Source organism: Pelagerythrobacter marensis (assembly GCF_036700095.1).
GTDB lineage: Bacteria > Pseudomonadota > Alphaproteobacteria > Sphingomonadales > Sphingomonadaceae > Pelagerythrobacter > Pelagerythrobacter marensis_A.
On the sequence record NZ_CP144918.1, the window covers coordinates 2753772 to 2771043 of the forward strand.

General features: G+C 64.5%; 19 protein-coding genes and 1 tRNA gene. 3 read left to right on the plus strand and 17 right to left on the minus strand.

The features are described 5' to 3' along the window. Positions 1 to 37: 37 nt before the first annotated feature. From V5F89_RS13180 to V5F89_RS13220, 9 genes are read right to left on the minus strand one after another with little or no spacing between them, the layout of a single operon-like run. Positions 38 to 208, minus strand: coding sequence for a hypothetical protein (locus V5F89_RS13180; RefSeq protein WP_338446091.1), 171 nt, complete (start codon positions 206 to 208; stop codon positions 38 to 40). Continuing rightward, positions 205 to 972, minus strand: a complete 768-nt coding sequence (locus tag V5F89_RS13185; RefSeq protein ID WP_338446092.1) for an MBL fold metallo-hydrolase — start codon at positions 970 to 972, stop codon at positions 205 to 207. The genes V5F89_RS13180 and V5F89_RS13185 overlap by 4 nt, the downstream gene beginning before the upstream one ends. Continuing rightward, a complete protein-coding gene (locus V5F89_RS13190; protein ID WP_338446093.1) occupies positions 969 to 1745 on the minus strand; it encodes a TatD family hydrolase in 777 nt (258 codons plus the stop codon). The genes V5F89_RS13185 and V5F89_RS13190 overlap by 4 nt, the downstream gene beginning before the upstream one ends. Beyond that, positions 1745 to 3304 (minus strand): methionine--tRNA ligase, encoded by a 1560-nt coding sequence (gene metG, locus V5F89_RS13195; RefSeq protein WP_338446094.1) that lies wholly within the window; start codon positions 3302 to 3304, stop codon positions 1745 to 1747. Before metG ends, V5F89_RS13190 begins: the two co-directional genes overlap by 1 nt. Next, entirely contained in the window at positions 3297 to 4256 is a 960-nt protein-coding gene (locus V5F89_RS13200; protein WP_338446095.1) for a DNA polymerase III subunit delta', read from the minus strand. Before V5F89_RS13200 ends, metG begins: the two co-directional genes overlap by 8 nt. Beyond that, positions 4253 to 4894: a dTMP kinase gene (gene tmk / locus V5F89_RS13205; RefSeq protein WP_338446096.1), complete on the minus strand. Its 642-nt coding sequence runs from the start codon at positions 4892 to 4894 to the stop codon at positions 4253 to 4255. The genes V5F89_RS13200 and tmk overlap by 4 nt, the downstream gene beginning before the upstream one ends. Beyond that, positions 4891 to 6051, minus strand: coding sequence for a D-alanyl-D-alanine carboxypeptidase family protein (locus V5F89_RS13210; protein WP_338446097.1), 1161 nt, complete (start codon positions 6049 to 6051; stop codon positions 4891 to 4893). Before V5F89_RS13210 ends, tmk begins: the two co-directional genes overlap by 4 nt. Positions 6052 to 6085: 34 nt before the next feature. Beyond that, positions 6086 to 7060: an SPOR domain-containing protein gene (locus V5F89_RS13215; protein WP_338446098.1), complete on the minus strand. Its 975-nt coding sequence runs from the start codon at positions 7058 to 7060 to the stop codon at positions 6086 to 6088. Next, positions 7044 to 8066 carry a lytic murein transglycosylase gene (locus V5F89_RS13220; RefSeq protein ID WP_338446099.1) on the minus strand — a complete coding sequence of 341 codons (1023 nt, stop codon included), beginning with the start codon at positions 8064 to 8066 and terminating at the stop codon, positions 7044 to 7046. The genes V5F89_RS13215 and V5F89_RS13220 overlap by 17 nt, the downstream gene beginning before the upstream one ends. A 124-nt stretch (positions 8067 to 8190) precedes the next feature. On the opposite strand from V5F89_RS13220, the gene V5F89_RS13225 reads away from it, so the two are divergent. Continuing rightward, a tRNA-Ser gene (locus tag V5F89_RS13225) sits at positions 8191 to 8280 on the plus strand. A 241-nt stretch (positions 8281 to 8521) separates the two neighbouring features. Here the strand turns inward: V5F89_RS13225 and V5F89_RS13230 are convergent. Beyond that, positions 8522 to 9490: an AraC family transcriptional regulator gene (locus V5F89_RS13230; protein ID WP_338446100.1), complete on the minus strand. Its 969-nt coding sequence runs from the start codon at positions 9488 to 9490 to the stop codon at positions 8522 to 8524. Positions 9491 to 9660: 170 nt separating this feature from the next. Here V5F89_RS13230 and V5F89_RS13235 point away from each other — a divergent pair, with 170 nt between their 5' ends. Further along, positions 9661 to 10635 (plus strand): SDR family NAD(P)-dependent oxidoreductase, encoded by a 975-nt coding sequence (locus V5F89_RS13235; protein ID WP_338446101.1) that lies wholly within the window; start codon positions 9661 to 9663, stop codon positions 10633 to 10635. Positions 10636 to 10843: 208 nt separating this feature from the next. On the opposite strand, the gene V5F89_RS13925 is transcribed toward V5F89_RS13235, so the two are convergent. Together V5F89_RS13925 and V5F89_RS13240 are read right to left on the minus strand one after the other, a co-directional pair. After that, positions 10844 to 11335 (minus strand): GFA family protein, encoded by a 492-nt coding sequence (locus V5F89_RS13925; RefSeq protein WP_425334357.1) that lies wholly within the window; start codon positions 11333 to 11335, stop codon positions 10844 to 10846. Further along, the gene (locus tag V5F89_RS13240) at positions 11247 to 12290 is read right to left on the minus strand and encodes an NAD(P)-dependent oxidoreductase (RefSeq protein ID WP_338447579.1); all 1044 of its coding nucleotides are present in this window, start codon (positions 12288 to 12290) and stop codon (positions 11247 to 11249) included. Before V5F89_RS13240 ends, V5F89_RS13925 begins: the two co-directional genes overlap by 89 nt. A gap of 11 nt (positions 12291 to 12301) precedes the next feature. Here V5F89_RS13240 and V5F89_RS13245 point away from each other — a divergent pair, with 11 nt between their 5' ends. Continuing rightward, positions 12302 to 12643, plus strand: coding sequence for a helix-turn-helix domain-containing protein (locus V5F89_RS13245; protein ID WP_338446102.1), 342 nt, complete (start codon positions 12302 to 12304; stop codon positions 12641 to 12643). Positions 12644 to 12688: 45 nt separating this feature from the next. Here the strand turns inward: V5F89_RS13245 and V5F89_RS13250 are convergent, their stop codons facing one another. The 5 genes from V5F89_RS13250 to V5F89_RS13270 form a co-directional block, all read right to left on the minus strand. Further along, positions 12689 to 12862 carry a hypothetical protein gene (locus V5F89_RS13250; RefSeq protein ID WP_338446103.1) on the minus strand — a complete coding sequence of 58 codons (174 nt, stop codon included), beginning with the start codon at positions 12860 to 12862 and terminating at the stop codon, positions 12689 to 12691. A gap of 103 nt (positions 12863 to 12965) precedes the next feature. Then, the gene (locus V5F89_RS13255; RefSeq protein ID WP_338446104.1) at positions 12966 to 14828 is read right to left on the minus strand and encodes a cation:proton antiporter; all 1863 of its coding nucleotides are present in this window, start codon (positions 14826 to 14828) and stop codon (positions 12966 to 12968) included. 139 nt (positions 14829 to 14967) lie between these two features. Then, on the minus strand, positions 14968 to 16380 hold the full coding sequence (gene lpdA, locus V5F89_RS13260) for a dihydrolipoyl dehydrogenase (RefSeq protein ID WP_338446105.1): 1413 nt from the start codon (positions 16378 to 16380) through the stop codon (positions 14968 to 14970). A 95-nt stretch (positions 16381 to 16475) separates the two neighbouring features. Further along, positions 16476 to 16844, minus strand: coding sequence for an acyl-CoA thioesterase (locus V5F89_RS13265; protein ID WP_338446106.1), 369 nt, complete (start codon positions 16842 to 16844; stop codon positions 16476 to 16478). Positions 16845 to 16869: 25 nt separating this feature from the next. Further along, positions 16870 to 17271 (minus strand): hypothetical protein, encoded by a 402-nt coding sequence (locus V5F89_RS13270; RefSeq protein WP_338446107.1) that lies wholly within the window; start codon positions 17269 to 17271, stop codon positions 16870 to 16872. Position 17272: the final 1 nt, after the last annotated feature.

Below are 17272 nucleotides of genomic sequence, written 5' to 3' on the forward strand. Positions count from 1 at the left end.
TATATTATGTTAAATAAGAGGGGTGCCGAGTTGGACTCTATCCCAGGATCAGGCCGAACAGGACGGCCACACCTCCGAATATCACAACCCAGATCAGCACCATCCGAACGCTCTTCTTCCAGTCGAGACGGAACGAAGCGAAGGCGCTGAGCGCGAGGATCAGCCAGCCGACCAGCGCGACCAGCCGAACCGTATCGTATTCGTTCATACCGCGATCTCCAGCCCGTCGTAGCCGACAACTACGCCATGCGGCACTTCGTCGGTCAACGACCGGTAATCCATGCTCTTGTCCAGATGCGTCAGAACCGTCTGTCGTGCACCGCAGCGGTCCGCAAGTTCAAGAGCCATCGCCAGGTGCGCATGCGTCGGATGCGGCTCTCGTCGCAGGCAGTCCGTCACCAGCAGGTCGACATCGGCAAAGGTGTCGATCATCTCGTCGCGAATCTCACTGAAATCCGTGGCGTAAGCAACGGATTTCCCGTCGCATTCGAAACGAAAACCGGTGGTCTGTGCCGGCCCGTGCGGCATCTGGCACCAGCTTACCGAAAACCCGGCACAGAGTCGCAGGCGGTCGAGCGCCTCGAGCGAGACGATCGTGGGATAGCCATGCTGGCCAGCAAAGACATAATCGAACCGGCGCCGCAGCCGTTCGGCCGTATAGGCCGAGGCGTAGCCGGGTATCGGACCGCCACGACCATAGCGGAGCACGCGAAGATCGTCGATCCCGTGGCAATGATCGGCATGATCGTGAGTCCAGAACACGGCGTCGATCGCGTCGATCCCGTTGGCCAGGAGCTGCTGGCGCAGATCGGTCGAGGTATCGATCAGCAGCCGCCGGCCTTCGTTGCTCTCCAGCATGATGGACACACGGGTCCGGCGATTTCTGGGTTCGGACGGATCGCAATCGCCCCAGTCGTCCCCAATCCTGGGGACGCCTGTCGAGGTCCCCGAACCGAGAACGAGGCACTTCATGCCGCAGCCCTGGAAAACAATCGGAAGAAGTTGCCCGTCGTCGTCTCGGCAAGACGTTCGAACGCTTCCCCCCGCAGGTCGGCCAGAAATTCGGCCGTATTGCGGACAAACGCCGGCTCGCAGGGTTTGCCGCGATGCGGCACAGGCGCCAGGAACGGGCTGTCGGTTTCGACCAGCAGGCGATCGGCAGGCAAATCTTTAGCGATTTCCTGCAGTTCCCTGGCATTTTTGAACGTCACGATACCCGACAGCGAGATCGAAAGGCCCAGATCCAGCACCGCACGCGCGAAATCGCGCGATGCCGTGAAACAGTGGATCAGCGCGGGGAAGGCCCCCTTCCCCATTTCGTCGGCAAGGATCGCGGCCGTATCGGCGTCGGCATCGCGGGTATGGATGATGATCGGCAGCCCCGTTTCGCGCGCCACGCCGATATGCATGCGAAACAGCGCCTGCTGAACCGCGCGATCGGACTTGTCGTAATAGTAATCGAGGCCGGTTTCGCCGATCCCGATCACGCGCGGATCGCGGGCTGCATCGTGCAGTTCCGCCGCCCCCAGATCCTCGTGCGCATCGGCCTCGTGCGGGTGGATCCCTACGCTGGCCCAGACGTCGTTCTCGCGACGCGCCGTCCCCACTACCCGCTCCCATTCGCTGCGGCGGGTGGAGATGTTGAGAAACCCGCCGACGCCTGCGGCACGCGCCCGCGCCAGGGCCTCGCGCTGGTTCTCGACCAGCCCCTCGTATTCCAGATGGCAGTGGCTGTCGATCAGCATCAGGCGGCCTCGCTGTCCGGCAGTTCCAGACGCGGGAAGACGCCGGTCGGACGGTCGATCGCAAAGCCGCTTGCGACCAAACGATCGAACCACGCGTCGCTCCCGATCGATGCGTAGCCCCGATCGCCGGGAGCAACACCCATTTGATCGAGCAGCGCATCCGCTGCGGCCGGAACGACCGGCCGCACGGCAATGGCAAGGTCGTGCACGCAACGCAGCAGAGTCATCAGGACGGCTTCCATCCGCTCGGGATCGGTCTTGCGCAAGACCCAGGGCGCCTGCTCGTCGACATACTGGTTGCAGGCGAACACCGCGCGCATCCACGCCTCGAGCCCGTTGGAGAAACCGAGACGCTCGAACTCGCGAGGCAGTTCCTCGGCGCAAGCCCGACGCACGGCGGCAAGCAGGTCCTCGTCCGCCGGGGTCGCGTTACACTTCGCAAGCTTGCCATCCATATTCTTGAAAATCATGGATAAAGTGCGTTGCGCAAGATTGCCGAAGCTGTTTGCCAGTTCGGCATTGGCACGAGTGACGATCGCCTCGGCGGAATAACTGCCATCCTGGCCGAAGGCGAATTCGCGCAGGAAGAAATAGCGCAGCGGATCGACGCCGAACCGGCTCGCCAGTTCCAGCGGATCGGTCACGTTGCCGAGCGACTTCGATTCCTTCTGGCCCCGGTTGAGAAGGAAGCCGTGCCCGAAGACTTTCTTCGGAAGCGGCAGATCCGCGCTCATCAGGAAAGCGGGCCAGTAGACGGTGTGGAAACGCACGATGTCCTTGCCGATCAGGTGCAGGTCGGCAGGCCAGAACGTGCGCCACAACTCGGTATCGTCGGGATAGCCCAACCCTGTGATGTAGTTGGTCAGTGCATCGACCCAGACATACATGACATGGCCGTCGCTGCCGGGCACCGGAACGCCCCAGTCGAAGCTCGTCCGGCTGACCGAAAGATCCTTCAAGCCGCCCGAAACGAATGCGATCATCTCGTTGCGACGGCTTCCCGGCTCGCAGAAACCGGGGCTGTGGAGCAATTCCAGAATGGGTTCCTGATACCGGGAAAGCCGGAAGAACCAGCTTTCCTCCACCGTCCATTCGACCGGGGTTCCCTGCGGCGAAAGCTTTTCGCCATCCTCGCCCGAAACCAGCTCCTTCTCGTCGTAGTAGGCTTCGTCGCGAACCGAGTACCAGCCCTCGTAACAGTCGAGATAGAGATCGCCCTTGGCCTCCATCGCGCGCCAGATCGCTTGGCTGGCGCGGTGGTGATCGCTTTCCGAAGTGCGGATAAATCGATCGTAGGAGATGTTGAGAGCCTCCGCCATCTCCCTGAAATATCCCGACATCTCCTCGGCCAGATCGCGCGCGGTGCGGTTTTGCTCGGCCGCTTTCCTGGCCATCTTCAGCCCGTGTTCGTCGGTCCCCGTCTGGAAGCGCACCTCGCGCCCCATGGCGCGATGAAACCGCGCGATCACGTCGGCTGCCACGGCCTCGTAAGCGTGGCCGATATGCGGGCGACCGTTCGGATAGTTGATCGCGGTGGTGATATAGAATGGGTCAGACATCGACGCGCTCGCTAGCGGGCGCTGCGGAGGCGAGCAAGGTTCCGATTTCCATCATCAGCAGGCCGGGGTCGAAGTTGTAGGTCGGCGCCTGCCCCGCAAGCCGCACGAGTTCGGCGTGCGCGTCGACCAACGAGGCCCACGCCGTGCGGTCGGCGCGGTTCATCTCGCTGGCCAGGACCGACCGAGCGAGGTCGAGGATCGCTGCCGTACGCTCGCGATCGGGCCGCGTGCCCATGGCTTCCGCAAGTTGTCCGCGCAGTTCGAACCCCCGGTCGCCTTCGCGCACGATGCGCGACATGAGGCTATCGAGCGGCCCCAGGCCGCGATTCACGAAATCGAGCGCAAGCCCGGGCGACCCGCCGGATGCACGGACGGCGGCGGCACGGGTCGCAGCGTCGCAATCGGGGGCCTCCGCTTCCAGCCATCGGCCCAGCGCTTCGTCGTCGAGCGGCGAAAAGCGCAGCACCCGGCAGCGCGAACGGATGGTCGGCAACAATTTTGCCGGACGGTGCGCGACAAGCAAAAAGTACGTCCCAGCCGGCGGCTCTTCCAGGCTTTTGAGCAGTGCGTTGGAAGCGCTCTTCTCCAGATCGTCGGCCGGATCGATGATCACGGCCCTGCGCGACCCGAGCGTAGGGCGCGTCGTCAACCGCTGCTGCAGACCGCGGATCTGGTCGACGGTGATATTGCGCCGGGTTTCGTAGGGCTTGCCCTCCTCGCGCTTGCGGTCTTCCTTATCGTCTTTGGGCAAGTGGGTGAGCACGTGAATGTCCGGGTGCTGGCTGCCTGCGCTCACACCCGCCTCTGCACAAAGCTCCCGCGCGGCGGCCTGCGCGAAATGCATCTTGCCCAATCCGCGCTTTCCCGCCAGCAACCAGGCGTGATGCATGCGCTCGCCGGCCAGCGCCTCGCGCCACTGCCGCCATGCCTGCTCGTGGCCGAGCAGAGTCACGTCGACGCCTCGTCCAGCAACGTGGCCAGCGCCTCCAGCACCCGCGCGTGAACCTCGTCCACCGGAGCGTCGCCGTCGACCACCCGAAATGCCGCCGGCTCGCCGACTGCCAGGGCGCGAAACGATTTCGCCACTTGCGCGTGGTAGCCGGCATCGCGGCCGCCGATCGCGTCCGACCGGCCGGCATCGCGGCGCGCCAGCCGCGCCGCGGCGGTCTGGGGCGGGACTTCTATCAGCACAGTGAGATCGGGGCGCAAACCGCCGCTGCCGATAGCGTGCAGAGCGCGCACTGCATCGTCCCCCACACCGCCGGCGCCCCCTTGGTAGGCGCGGCTCGAATCCACGAACCGATCGCAAACCACCCACTGTCCCCGTTCCAGCGCGGGGTGAATGAGGCGGGCGACATGATCGGCCCGGGCTGCCGCGAACAGCAGTGCCTCGGCCGATGCGCCCCACCCTTCCCCCGGCGGATCCAGAAGCAGCGAGCGGATGGCTTCCGCCCCCGGGGTTCCGCCGGGCTCGCGTGTCAGCACGGCGTCGATGCCGCGGCGGCGCAGCGTCTCCGCCAGCATTCGCGCCTGGGTGGACTTGCCCGTCCCCTCCCCACCCTCGAATGCTATGAAGCGCCCGCGCTTCACCGGAATAGCCCTGCAAGGCCGTTCAGGAGACGTTGCCAGCCATTTGCCTGCGCCACGGCTTGCCCGGTGACCAGCGGAACGCGCGAGGGCGGCGCCCCTTCGGTCGCGATCTCGAGTTCGGCGACCTGCTCGCCCGCTTCCAGCGGGGCCCGGAGCGGCCCTTCGTAACGGATTGTCAGAGTGGGTTCGGAAGTCGATCCGTGCGGGAAAGTGGCGTTGATCGGCGCGGCTGCCACCAGCGGCACGGTTCTGCGCGCGCCCTCCTGCACCTGGGCATCGCCGACATAGGCTCCGCGCTGATACAAGCTGCGGCTGTCGAACGCGTCGAACCCCCATTCCATCATTGCGACCGAGACATCCCGGCGTTCGCGCGACGACGCGGTGGCGGCGGCGACCAGGACCAACCGCCTGCCGTCCCGCTCCGCGCTGCCGAGAAAGCCGAAGCCGGCCTGGTTGGTAAAACCGGTCTTGATGCCGTCCGCCCCGGCCACGCGCCCCCTGATGGGGTCGTGATTGGCCTGGGCGATACCGCGATAATCGAGACCTTCGCGACCGACATAGAACCGGTAAAGCCTGGGGTGCCGAGCGATCATTTCGCGTGCGAGCAGCGCCAGATCGTGGGCGGTGGTAAATGTCCGGCCTTCGTCCATCCAGCCATTGGGCGTGCCGAAATGGCTGTCGTTCATGCCGATCTCGCGGGCCTTGGCATTCATCATCGCCACCCAGTCCTCGACCGAGCCTGCCGCCCCCTCGGCCAGCACAGCGGCGCCATCGTTGGCGGAGACATTGGCGATGCCGAGCAGAAGCGTCTCGACCGTGACGACTTCGCCCAGGTCGAGGAACATGCGCGACCCCTTGCCGTGCCAGTCGCGATAGGCCTGTTCGCTCATGGCAAAGGACTGGCCCGGCGACAGCTTGCCTTCCGCAATCAGTTCGAACGCCAGAAAGAGCGTCATCACCTTGGTGATCGACGCGGGCATGAAGCGTCGATCCGCATCGCGCGAAAACAGGACCTGGCCCGAGGACATATCGACGAGCAATGCTATAGGAGCCTCGGCAAAGGGCTCCTCGCGCTGGGCGTCGGAACCTGCTCCGGTCGAGGCGGTCGCCAAGGCCAGGGCAGGCAGTATTGCAAGATATCGAAAACGACCGGCCAAGTGCGCTCCCGCTGCCGGGGCGCAAGCCGGCAGCTCAACGTGCTGTGAAAACTCTCGCGTCGCTATAGCCGGCAGCGCGAACCTTGGCGAGCGCGGCGTCGGCCTGTCCACGGGTCTCGTATGGCCCGGTGCGCACGCGATAGAATCGTCCGGCGGGCGAGACGAACCCGCCCAGCAATTCCGCCGCCCTGTCGGCGTTGCTCTTGTTCGCGAAGGCGGCGGCCTGGACCACGAAGGCACCGGCGGTCGATGCCGGTGGCTCGCCCTCAACGGCGGGAGCGCCAGGCCGTGCCGTGTCCGCGCCCCCGTCGAGCGGCGCGAGCGGATAAGTGGACGATTTCTTTGCGCCGGCCGCTTGCGCCTGCCCTGCGTCCTGGTCGGGCGCATCGGCCTGCACACCCGAAGGCACGGGAACCTCGCGCCGTTCGGCGAGGCTGGCGGAACCTTTCACGGGCAGCTTGCGGCGCAGCACGTCGAGCAGCGTTTCCGGCGTTTCCATACGCAGCGGCGCGGTCCGCCCCGCACGCAAGTCGGCCCGCTGGATCTCGGGCGGGTTGACCCGCCTTACGCGCACGGGCGCACCTGCATTCGCTCCGAGCTGCGCCAGCGCATCGGGCGCCAGGGCCACGACCCGGTCGTTCGTCATCGGACCGCGACGCTCCACCCTTGCCAGGATGGTCCGACCGCTTTCGAGCGAAGTGACTTCGATGTAACTTGGCAGCGGCAGCGTCTTGTGGGCCGCCGTAACGCCGGGGCCGGCGTCGCGATCCAGCGCGGCGTAGCCGACCTCGTCGTGGTTCATCGCATCGGACGGCGTGTATTCCACTCCGTCGATAAAATACGGCTCGCCCAGGACCATGGGAAAATCGGCTGCGGGGCCGTTGAGCGTTGCCGCCGCTTGTCCTGCGCTGGCTGCCCGCTCTCCGCCACTCGCCGCGCCGCAACCGGCGAGAGCGAGGCCCAGCGTCAGCGCCAGCGCAGCGCGAAAACAGTCATCGGGCAATCTCATCCGCAAGCAATCCCACACTCATCGCGTAGTAATTCGAGCAGTTGTATTCGAGGATGACCCTATAATTTGTAGTTAACAGCCAGGCAGGGGTGCCCGGCCCGTCGGGCTGGAACAGCGAGGCGATCACGTCGTCGGACAGGGGGCGTTGCGGTTGCACGCCCATCGCCCGCCATTCGCCCACGGTCTTCCATTGGCTGTGCCGTTCGTGCACGCGCGGACAGACGGGGGCGACGATCTTGCTCTGCACCGCGCCCCAGTCGAAGCCGGCAGGCACCGAAGCGCGCACGCCCCACGGCTGCCCCTGCCGCCAGCCTGCATCGCGAAAGTAATTCGCGATCGACGCCAGGGTATCGGCACGGTTTCCGAAAATATCGGCGCGTCCGTCGCCGTCGCCATCGGTTGCGAGCCGCAGATAGACGCTGGGCAGGAACTGCGGGTTGCCGAAAGCCCCGGCCCAGCTGCCCTTGAGCTGCGAGCGGGAATAGCCCTTGTCGGCGACTTTCAGAAGGTCGACGAACTCGCCGGAGAACAGTTCTCGGCGGCGGCCTTCCCATGCCAGCGTCGCCAGGGCCTGCGCCAGATCGAAACCGCCGGTTACCCGCCCATATGCCGTTTCGTGACCCCAGATCGCGACCAGAATTTCGCCTGGCACGCCATATTCGCGCTCGATCGCGCGGATCGAACCGAGCGCGGAGGCATAGGCGGCCTTTCCGCCGTCGATCCGCGCGGCATCGACGTGGGTGGCGATGTAGGGGGCAAGCGGAGGATATCCGCTGCGCGTGGGCGAGCCGGGCTGGGCCCGATCGAGTTCGATCACGCGCTGGCTCGGCTCGAGGCCCTGGGTCATCCGCAGAATGGTCGATTCGCTCACGCCTTCGGCCCGCGCCCGGGCGATCAGCAGCTGGAGATAGGCATCGAACGACATGTCCTGAGCCGCGAGCGGCGACGTGGGGGCGGCCATCGCCGCTGCGGCGGCGAGAACGATGGGCAGGAAGCGCTTGATCATTCGCCCAATCTGGCAGAGCGGGCGTGAACCGCAAATGATTTTCGACGGTTAAATCCGAAAGCGGGCCGAGCGTACGCAGCGGTAATGACAAGCCGCGCCGCAAGCGCTAGCTGGCGCACGACGCGGACAGGTGGCCGAGTGGTTTAAGGCAGCGGTCTTGAAAACCGCCGTGGGTTCACGCCCACCGTGGGTTCGAATCCCACCCTGTCCGCCAGATGCCGCCGATTACCGCACAAACAATCCAAATATATCTTTTATTATCAGATAGGTAGCTCATTTCTGAGCAGTAGCGCCTCGGGCTCGGGGTCGCGCACGCCCTATCATGTATAGGATAGCCTTCGTCACAACCGCCGGTCTTACGCCGTAGCTTGCTTCGCTTCTGCTCGGACATGACCGGATTGGAGCCGTAACGAGACTGGCCCCTTTCGGGGCAAACGATCGGAAAGCGGCCTTTCCTATCCGTATCCGTTTGCACGGCGGCCCTCGCGACGGTGCTGTCCGGGCGGCTTGCCAGCCCAGCGACGAAACGCGCGGCCGAAAGAAATCTCCGAATTGTAACCTACCTCGACCGCGATCTCGGCAAGAGGCTTGTGCGAGCTCGAGAGTAGCGTTTCCGCCAGTTCCATTCGTCGCGCGTTCACGTAGTCCATCACCGTAGTTCCGGTTATAGCGCGAAAGCGGCTTGCAAGCATACTTCGCGACAGTCCCGCTTCCTTGGCCAGTCCCGCCACGGTCCAGCGTCGGCCCGGCTCCTGATGTACGAGGGTGAGGACACGGGCGATCTGAGGATCGCGTAGCCCCCGCAACCAGTTCGTCCCGCCGGTGGGATCCTCGGCGATCGACGTGCGCACCGCATTGATGAATATGATGTCGGCGAACCGCTCGATGATCGCCTGAAAACCAGGCTCCTCGCGCGCGGCCTCCTCGATGATCTGCCCGAGTATGCCGTCGAGCCACGCCGGCCCTTCCCGCAGCCGTCCCCGGATCAGGATGACATCCGGCAGGGCGGCGATCACGTGATTGGGCCTTGGGCTGGGAAAACCGAATACGCCGTTGACCATGCGCGTCCGCGAGCCATCTCCCCCGGCGCGCCAGCGATCGAATCGCCGGCCGCTCCTGTCCGAAACCCAATCGGGGTCGATGCCGTTGGACCGCAGCAGGTCGTAGAACGGGACGCGCTCCGCATCCGGTTCGGACACCAGCGTGTGAGCTGCCCCTCCGGGCAGGACCAGGAGGTCGCCGGCCAGCAGTTCGACCGCGTCCTTTCCCTCCATTTTGAGCAGGGCACGCCCTTCGGTGACGATGTGGAACGGCGCGCCGTTCACCTTGCTCTTATCGAAGCCCCAGGGAGCGTGGAGGTCGGCGAAGCTGAGCACGACGCTTTCGAGCCTGAGATCGCGCAATATCGCACTGAGAAGGTCCATGCCTCGGATTCTAGCCGTGAAAGGGTGTCTCTCGCAATCTCGCAATCATTCGTGAAAGCATGAATACGGACGTTTAGTTTGGTTTTCAGGCGAATCAGGCATTCCAGAGATCGGGTTTTCCGAATTATGCGGATGATCGGCAAAGTCGTCCGACACAGGGGAGCAGAAGGATGGACCATATCATCACCAGGCCGATCACGCGCAGGAAGATCCTGATGACAGGCGCCGCCCTAGCCAGCGCCGCCGCGATCTCCCCCGCCCTTGGACAAACCGGATCAGACGGCTTCCAGCGGGTCGCGATCATCACCGGCACGAGTTCCGGTTTCGGTAGGCTGATGACTGAGACTTTCGCCCGTCAGGGAATCGCGGTCATTGCCACGATGCGTAACGTCGACAGTCACAACGCCGCAGCGGCTGACGAGCTTCGCCAGTTGGCCGCAGAGGAAGAGCTGCCGATCGAAGTGGTGGACATCGACGTGCTGGACGAGACATCGGTTCGCAACGGCGTCGAGCAAGCCCTGCAAATCGCAGGTCGTATCGACGTCCTTGTCAACAATGCCGGCATCGTTGTTCCCGGGCCGGTCGGCATGCAGCCCGTAGACGCGTTCGCAGCCAATATCGAGACGAACTGCAACGGGGCTCTGCGGATGTTCCGCGCCGTCGCACCACATATGCAGGATCGTGGCGAGGGTCAGATCATCCAGATGTCGAGTGCACTTGGTCGCCTGCTCGACCCGTTGCTGTCGGGATACTGCGCCTCCAAGCTCGCCGTCGAGGCCGCGTGCGACGCGATCGCATGGGAGCAGGAGCGGTTCGGGATCGACGTGTCGATCATTCAGCCGGCCGGTCCCTATCCGACCGAGCTTCAGGTGAACGGACTTCGCTACTTCGACGAGATGCTCGACACGCTCCCGGATGCCGAGCGTGAAAATTCACGCCGGTATGAGGAACTCGAAGCTCGCCTGCGCGAGGAGCTGGCTCCGGATCCTTCGCTTGACTCGCAAGAGATCGCCGATGCGGCAATGCGCCTTGTCGCTATGGAGCCGGGCAGCCGCCCGAGGCGAGTGGTGGTGGGACCTTACAGAGACGGCATCGAACGGCTCAATGATCTTCATCAGACGGTTCAGGCGGAAATGCTGGGATAGTCCGCTCTGCCGCATCCAATGCCGCACCTACGGTCCTCTGCTCAGTTGCAAACAGGCCGTTTGCGGTGCGACCGGCGGTAAAGCACATCTGTCGACAGCGGCTCCCCAATGGCGATTTCATACCGAATCGGGTGGCCGGCAAGGCACGGTGCACACTGCCGGCTGAACGGAGCCTTTTGGCCGAGTGGGGGCTTTGCGTCTCGAAGGATCAGGCGGTTGATGAACGCGCATCCGGCACGACCTCCGGCCGAAGCCACCGGTGCCGCCGTTCCGGCCAATGGAGTTTCTGCGGCGGCGGGAAATCCGGGTCCTCGAAACAGCCGGCGGACACGGAAACTGCGTCCCTGAGGGTTTCTGCGCGCATGAAAACCACCGAACCGCACTCGATGCAGAAATGCTGTTCCAGCCACGCGCCCGACTCCCCTTGCCGGCGCCAGGACCGGGTTTCCCCCTCTTGCGCGACAATTGCAGTGTCGGGGTAGATCGCCCGATAGGCGAAAGCTGTCCCGGTGCAGCGCTGGCACTCGATGCATGCACAGGCATAGACTCGCCGCGGCTCGCCGGCACAAACAAGTTCCACCTTCCGGCAGGAGCACCTGGCCGTTCGCAGCTTATCCATCTGCCTGCTCCGCAACTTCGGCAATCGTGCCGTCGCGTTGGAACCATGGGGCAAGCGATGCGAAGTCTGCGCTTGCCCCATTCTGCGCGAGCGCCTCGCGAAAGACCCTGTCCATGGCCCGAACGAAGGCCGGCTCGAGCCCCCGCTCATCGCAAACCTCCAGAAGATGCCGAAAGGCGCTGTAATGCGCGCCCAGGGAAGCCAGCGTCCCATCATCGCCGGCGAAGCGGCAACTGGCCGATCGATCGATCGCGTCAAGCAGCGCCGCATCGACCACAGGCTTGAAAGCCAGAAGCTGCGCGCGCAAAGTTTCGACCTCGATCCCTTCCGCCTGTGCGACGGCCATGCCCTGCAGCGCGCCGAACAGGCTGCCCCACATTTGTGCGAGCAATGCGGTGTCCAGGGCGGATGCCTGCCCCGGCACATTACCCACATACGTTGTCTGGCCGCCGAGAATGCGCAGCACCGGCTCACAGGTTTCGTAAGCCGTTCTGGAGCCCGAATAGAGGATCGCCGCCTCGGGACGACCGATGAAATCTGGCGTGGCCATGATTGCGCCGTCCAGATACTCGGCGCCCTGGGCACCGATCCAGCTCGCATCTTCCCGGGCGAGCCTGGGAGAGCCCGACGTGAGTTGTACGACAGTCTTGCCCTTCAGAAGAGGGGCCACGCCATCGCGCTTCAACAATGCATTGCTTGCCGCAAAATCCAGCACGATGACGAATATGATTTCGGCCGCGCGAACGACGTCCTGCAGGTTCGTTCCGCTTTTCGCCCCCATTGCGACGAGCGGCGCGCATTTTTCCGGGGTACGGTTCCACACCCAGGTGGGGTGGCCGTTGTTCACGAGGGCTGTGGCAAGGGACGAACCCATGCGCCCCGCACCGAGGACGCAAACTGGCTGTTTCATGATACTTCTCCGGGCCTGTCGGCTGTGACGCTTTCGGTTTGGGTGCGCGCGCAGAAGCGGTGTATAAAATCGCTCGGCATTGAGAAGTACGCACCTTGAGGTGCGTGTAAAAAGACAGATCGGCAGGCGGAGGCGCGATGACCAACAGCGAGCAGGATGATTGCGGCTTCACGGTGGCGCTCAGGGCCATCGGTGGGAAATGGAAAACCTCGCTGCTATGGACCTTGCACCTGCGCCCGCATCGCTTCGCCGAGTTGCGCCGGCTGTCGCCTGGGATTAGCGAAAAGGTTCTGACCCAACAGTTGCGGCAGATGGAGGCTGACGGTTTGATAAGCCGTCATGACTATGGCGAGATGCCACCCCGCGTCGAATACGCGATCACGCCCCGCGGGCTCAGCCTGAACGACGCCGTGACGGCCATGTCGCATTGGGGAAAGCAGCACGAGGCCTGGAAAGCGCGCCGGAAGACGCCGGCATAAAGGATCGGGCCGAGAACCCGGTCCGACAGAAGGAAACCCTGCTGCTCACGCCGTTCGGCTGCTTGTGGTCGCCAGGTCCTTTGGCGCCAGGATGCGGTTCGCCTGCGCAGCGGCCTGTCGATGCCCGCGAAGCAGATGATCCTCGCGCAAGCCGCCGGTGCGATCGGCTTCGCACCGGTCGCGTTCTCCTTGCGGGTCGTCCGCGATTTCGTATTCCATCGTGCGTCTCCTTTGCGGAGAAACGCATCGCCGGCCCGATGGTGCACACAGTCGCGGCGGTTTGCCCGGATTCTCCGGCAGGATGCGCGAATGGTCTGGCGGCTCAGCGCCCCCGTGCGATGATATCGTCCATCATCTCGCGCAGCTTCGGGTCCCATTCGGCGCGCAGTTCCCGGACTTTGGCAAGCAGCGGCTCGTTGTCCCATGCGGGAACGTCCTCGCGATACAGGTCGGCGACCGCACGCATCGATGTCCGGTCCATGTCTTCGAACGCGTCGCGCATGGCGATGGCCGCCTGCCGGTCGGCGCCCAGCGCCTCGTAAGCGGAGCGCCCCATGCGCAGTGCGGCGTCGTAGGTTTCGCGAATGACGTCGCGGCATCCCATGGCCCACAAGTGATAGACGTGGTCGCGGTCGATCGCGCGCGCGATGACATGCACCTGCGGGAAGTTCTTGATGGTATAGCGAACCAGTTTGTCGATCTGCTCGCGCTCGTCGAGCGCCACGATCAACAGGCTGGCCTGCGCTATCCCGGCCGATGCGAGCAGATCGGGCCGCGTCGCATCGCCGAAATAGCTCTTCACCCCGAATTTCTTGAGATGCTCGAGATGGGTCGAATCGTAATCGATCACCGTCGCGCGATATCCGGCGGCGTCGAGCATACGATCGACGATCCCGCCCACCCTGCCGCGCCCGGCGATGATGATCCGGTTGTCCTCGTCGATCGTATCGGCCTCGCGCCCCTCGCCCCGGCAATAAGCGGCGGCGATCAGCTTGTCGTAGACAATGAACAGCAGCGGCGTTGCCAGCATCGTCACCGCCACGATCAGCAGCAGCATGTCGGCCGTTTCCGCGTCGAGTACGAAGTTGGCGACGGCAAAGGCGATAAGCACGAATGCGAACTCGCCGGCTTGCGCCAGACTGAGCGAAAACAGCCAGGCGGCCTGGCGGCGAATGCCGGCAATCCGCGCGATGATCGCGAGGACGACCACCTTGACCGCGATCACGACCGCCGCGCCGCCCAGAACCGTGCCCCAGTTCTCGATCGCAAGCGCGAAATCTATCCCCGCCCCCACCGTGATGAAGAACAGACCCAGCAACAGCCCCTTGAACGGTTCGATATCGCTTTCCAGCTCGTGCCGGTACTCGCTGTTGGCGAGGACGACGCCGGCAAGGAACGTGCCCAGCGCCGGCGACAGCCCGACCAGGGTCATCAGCAGCGCGATCCCGATCACGAAGGCCAGGGCGGCGGCGGTGAACAGCTCGCGCAACTGGGCTGCGGCGATGAACCGGAACACCGGCCGGGTGAGATAGGCGCCGATGAAGACGACGGCGCCGATGGCCGCCAGCGTGGTCAGGCCGGAGAGCCAGACCGGCAGTCCTTCGGTCAGATCGATCCCGCCATGGCCGTGCCCGGCCTCCGACACGGCGGCGCTTGCCGCCGCAGACAGTTCCGGCAATGCGAGAAACGGCAGGATCGCAAGGATCGGGATAACCGCAACATCCTGGAACAGGAGGACGGAAAAGCTCGCCTCGCCCCCTTCGCTCCGCAGCAATCCCTTTTCGGTCAGCGTCTGGACGATGATCGCGGTGGAGGAAAGCGCGAGGATCATGCCGATGGCGAGCGCGGTGCGCCATTGTTCGCCAACGAGGTACATTGCGCCTGCCAGCACGAGGGACGTCGCGATCACCTGGCCGCCCCCCAGCCCGAGCAGGCGGCGGCGCATGTCCCACAGCTTCTTCGGCTCGAGTTCGAGGCCGACGATGAACAGCATCATCACCACGCCGAACTCGGCGAAGACCTGCAATCCCTCGACATCGACGCGCAGTGCGGAGAGCAACGGCGCGAGCGCCATGCCGGCAAGGAGATAGCCGAGCACCGATCCCAGCCCGAAACGGGTCGCGAGGGGCACTGCGACAACGCCTGCAGCCATGATGACGAACGCGAGGATCAGGAAATCGGTCATATCGTCTCACTCCCGCCCATTGCTGCCGCCGTCACGAGTCCCAGCGCAGGCTGGGACCTCGAGCCGCTTTTCCGAGATCTTTCGCCTTCGCCCGAGGTCCCAGCCTGCGCTGGGACTCGGGATAGGGGCTTGGAAAGATCTAGATATGCAGCGCCCGTCCGTAAGCGCCGAGCACGCTTTCGTGCATCATTTCCGACAGCGTCGGATGCGGGAAAACGGTCTGCATCAGTTCCGCCTCGGTCGTCTCGAGCGTCTTGCCGACGGTGTAGCCCTGGATCAGTTCGGTCACTTCCGCGCCGATCATGTGCGCGCCCAGCAGTTCGCCCGTTCCGGCGTCGAACACGGTCTTGATGAAGCCCTCGGCCTCGCCCAGCGCGATCGCCTTGCCGTTGCCGATAAAGGGGAACGTGCCGACTTTGACCTTGTGGCCGGCTTCCTTCGCTTTGGCTTCGGTCATGCCGACGCTGGCAATCTGCGGATGGCAATAGGTGCAACCCGGGATGTTGTTGCGGTCGAGCGGATGCGGGTGGACATCCTTGTTGCCCAGCTCCTGCGCGATCGCTTCGGCGGCGGCGACGCCCTCGTGACTCGCCTTGTGCGCCAGCCAGGGGCCGGGCGTGCAATCGCCGATAGCCCACAGGCCCTTGGTCTTCGTGCGGCCATAGGGATCGATCTGGATGAAGCCCTTCTCCAGCTCGGCCAGCTTGTCGATCCCGATATTCTCGGTGTTGGGCTGGATGCCGATGGCGACGATCGCATGGCTGAACTCGGTTTCGGACACTTTGCCCTTCGCGTCCTTGATCTTCGCCGTCACGCCCTTGTCCGAGACTTTCAGGTCCTCGACCCCGGCGCCGGTCATGATCGTCATGCCCTGCTTGGTCAGCGACTTCTCGAGGAAGGCGGAGACCTCCTCGTCCTCCACCGGCACGACCCGGTCGAGCATTTCCACCACGGTAACGTCGGCGCCCATGTCGTTGTAGAAGCTCGCGAACTCGATTCCGATCGCGCCGCTGCCGATGACCAGCAGCTTTTTCGGCATTTCAGGCGGAGTCATCGCATGGCGATAGGTCCAGACGCGCTTGCCGTCGGCCTTGGCGAAAGGCAGGTCGCGCGCGCGCGCGCCGGTGGCGACGATGACGTGCTTCGCCTCCAGCTTCTCCTCGCCCTTCTCGCCCTTCACGGTCAGGCTGGTGGGGCCGGTCAGCGTGCCCTCGCCCATATGCACGGCGATCTTGTTCTTCTTCATCAGGTGCGTGACGCCCTGGTTGAGCTGCTTGGCGACCCCGCGGCTGCGTTTCACGACCGCTTCCAGGTCAGCCTCGATCTCCTTGGCTTTCAGGCCGTAATCGCCCGCGTTCTGCATGTAGTGGAAGATCTCGGCCGAACGCAGCAGCGCCTTGGTCGGGATGCAGCCCCAGTTGAGGCAGATCCCGCCCAGCAGCTCGCGCTCGACGATTGCGGTCTTCAGGCCCAGTTGCGCAGCGCGAATCGCCGCGACGTAGCCGCCGGGGCCCGAACCGAGCACGATAACGTCGTATTTGCTGTCAGCCATTGGTCGAATTGCCTCGCGATTTTCTTGGCGCGTCCGATCCCTTTCACAGGGGAGGCCATGTAGGAAAGCGGAAAATCGGACGCTGTTGGATTACCTCAGGTGGAAACTTTTTCGGATAGTGCGGCGATGCGGGGACGGTCGTTTTCGTCGAGCAGAACGAACTTGAAAGTTCCCTGTGCGACTCGGGTGGTCGATTCGCCGTTGCGTTCGCGCGCGATGGCTTCGGCGGCAATGGTCAGCGAGGTGTTGCCGGTCGCGGCGATCTCGCAATAGACCGACAGCTCGTCGCCCACCGCCATCGCGCCCGGGAAGGCGAAATCGGTCGCGGACACGACCACGGCCTTGCCCCGCCCTTCCCGGCTGGCCAGCGATCCCGCGGCCAGCGCCATCTGGCTCATCAGCCATCCGCCGAAGACACCGCCATAGGGGTTGGTGTCGGCCGGCATGGCGGTGACCCGGATCATGGGTTCGCGTCGCGCATCCATCGGATTACTCCGCCACCAGTTGCAGGTTGGCGGCGATCACCCAGCCGTGACGGCACGGCCCGTCGTAAGGGCGGCTCTCCGCGATCGGGCTGCTGACGCGGCAATCGCCGAGATCCTGGAAATCGCCGGAAGGGTAGACGATGCCCTGCCACTCGCCCTCGGCATCGCACAGCCACACGAGCGCGCGATGCGGCAGGGTATCGCTTTCCAGCGCGTCGGCCCGGGGCCGCTCGCGCACCGTTTCCGCGCCGCCGTAAGTGGCAATTCGGGCGATCCCGGCGCAAGCGTCGACCGACGGCCCCTCCAGCCCGATCATCGGCACGCGCACGTCGCTCACCGGCGCGGCGTCGGGCGCGGGCGGGCCGACTGTCTGAAGCGCAAGAGCTATGGCTGGCAGCAAGCCCACG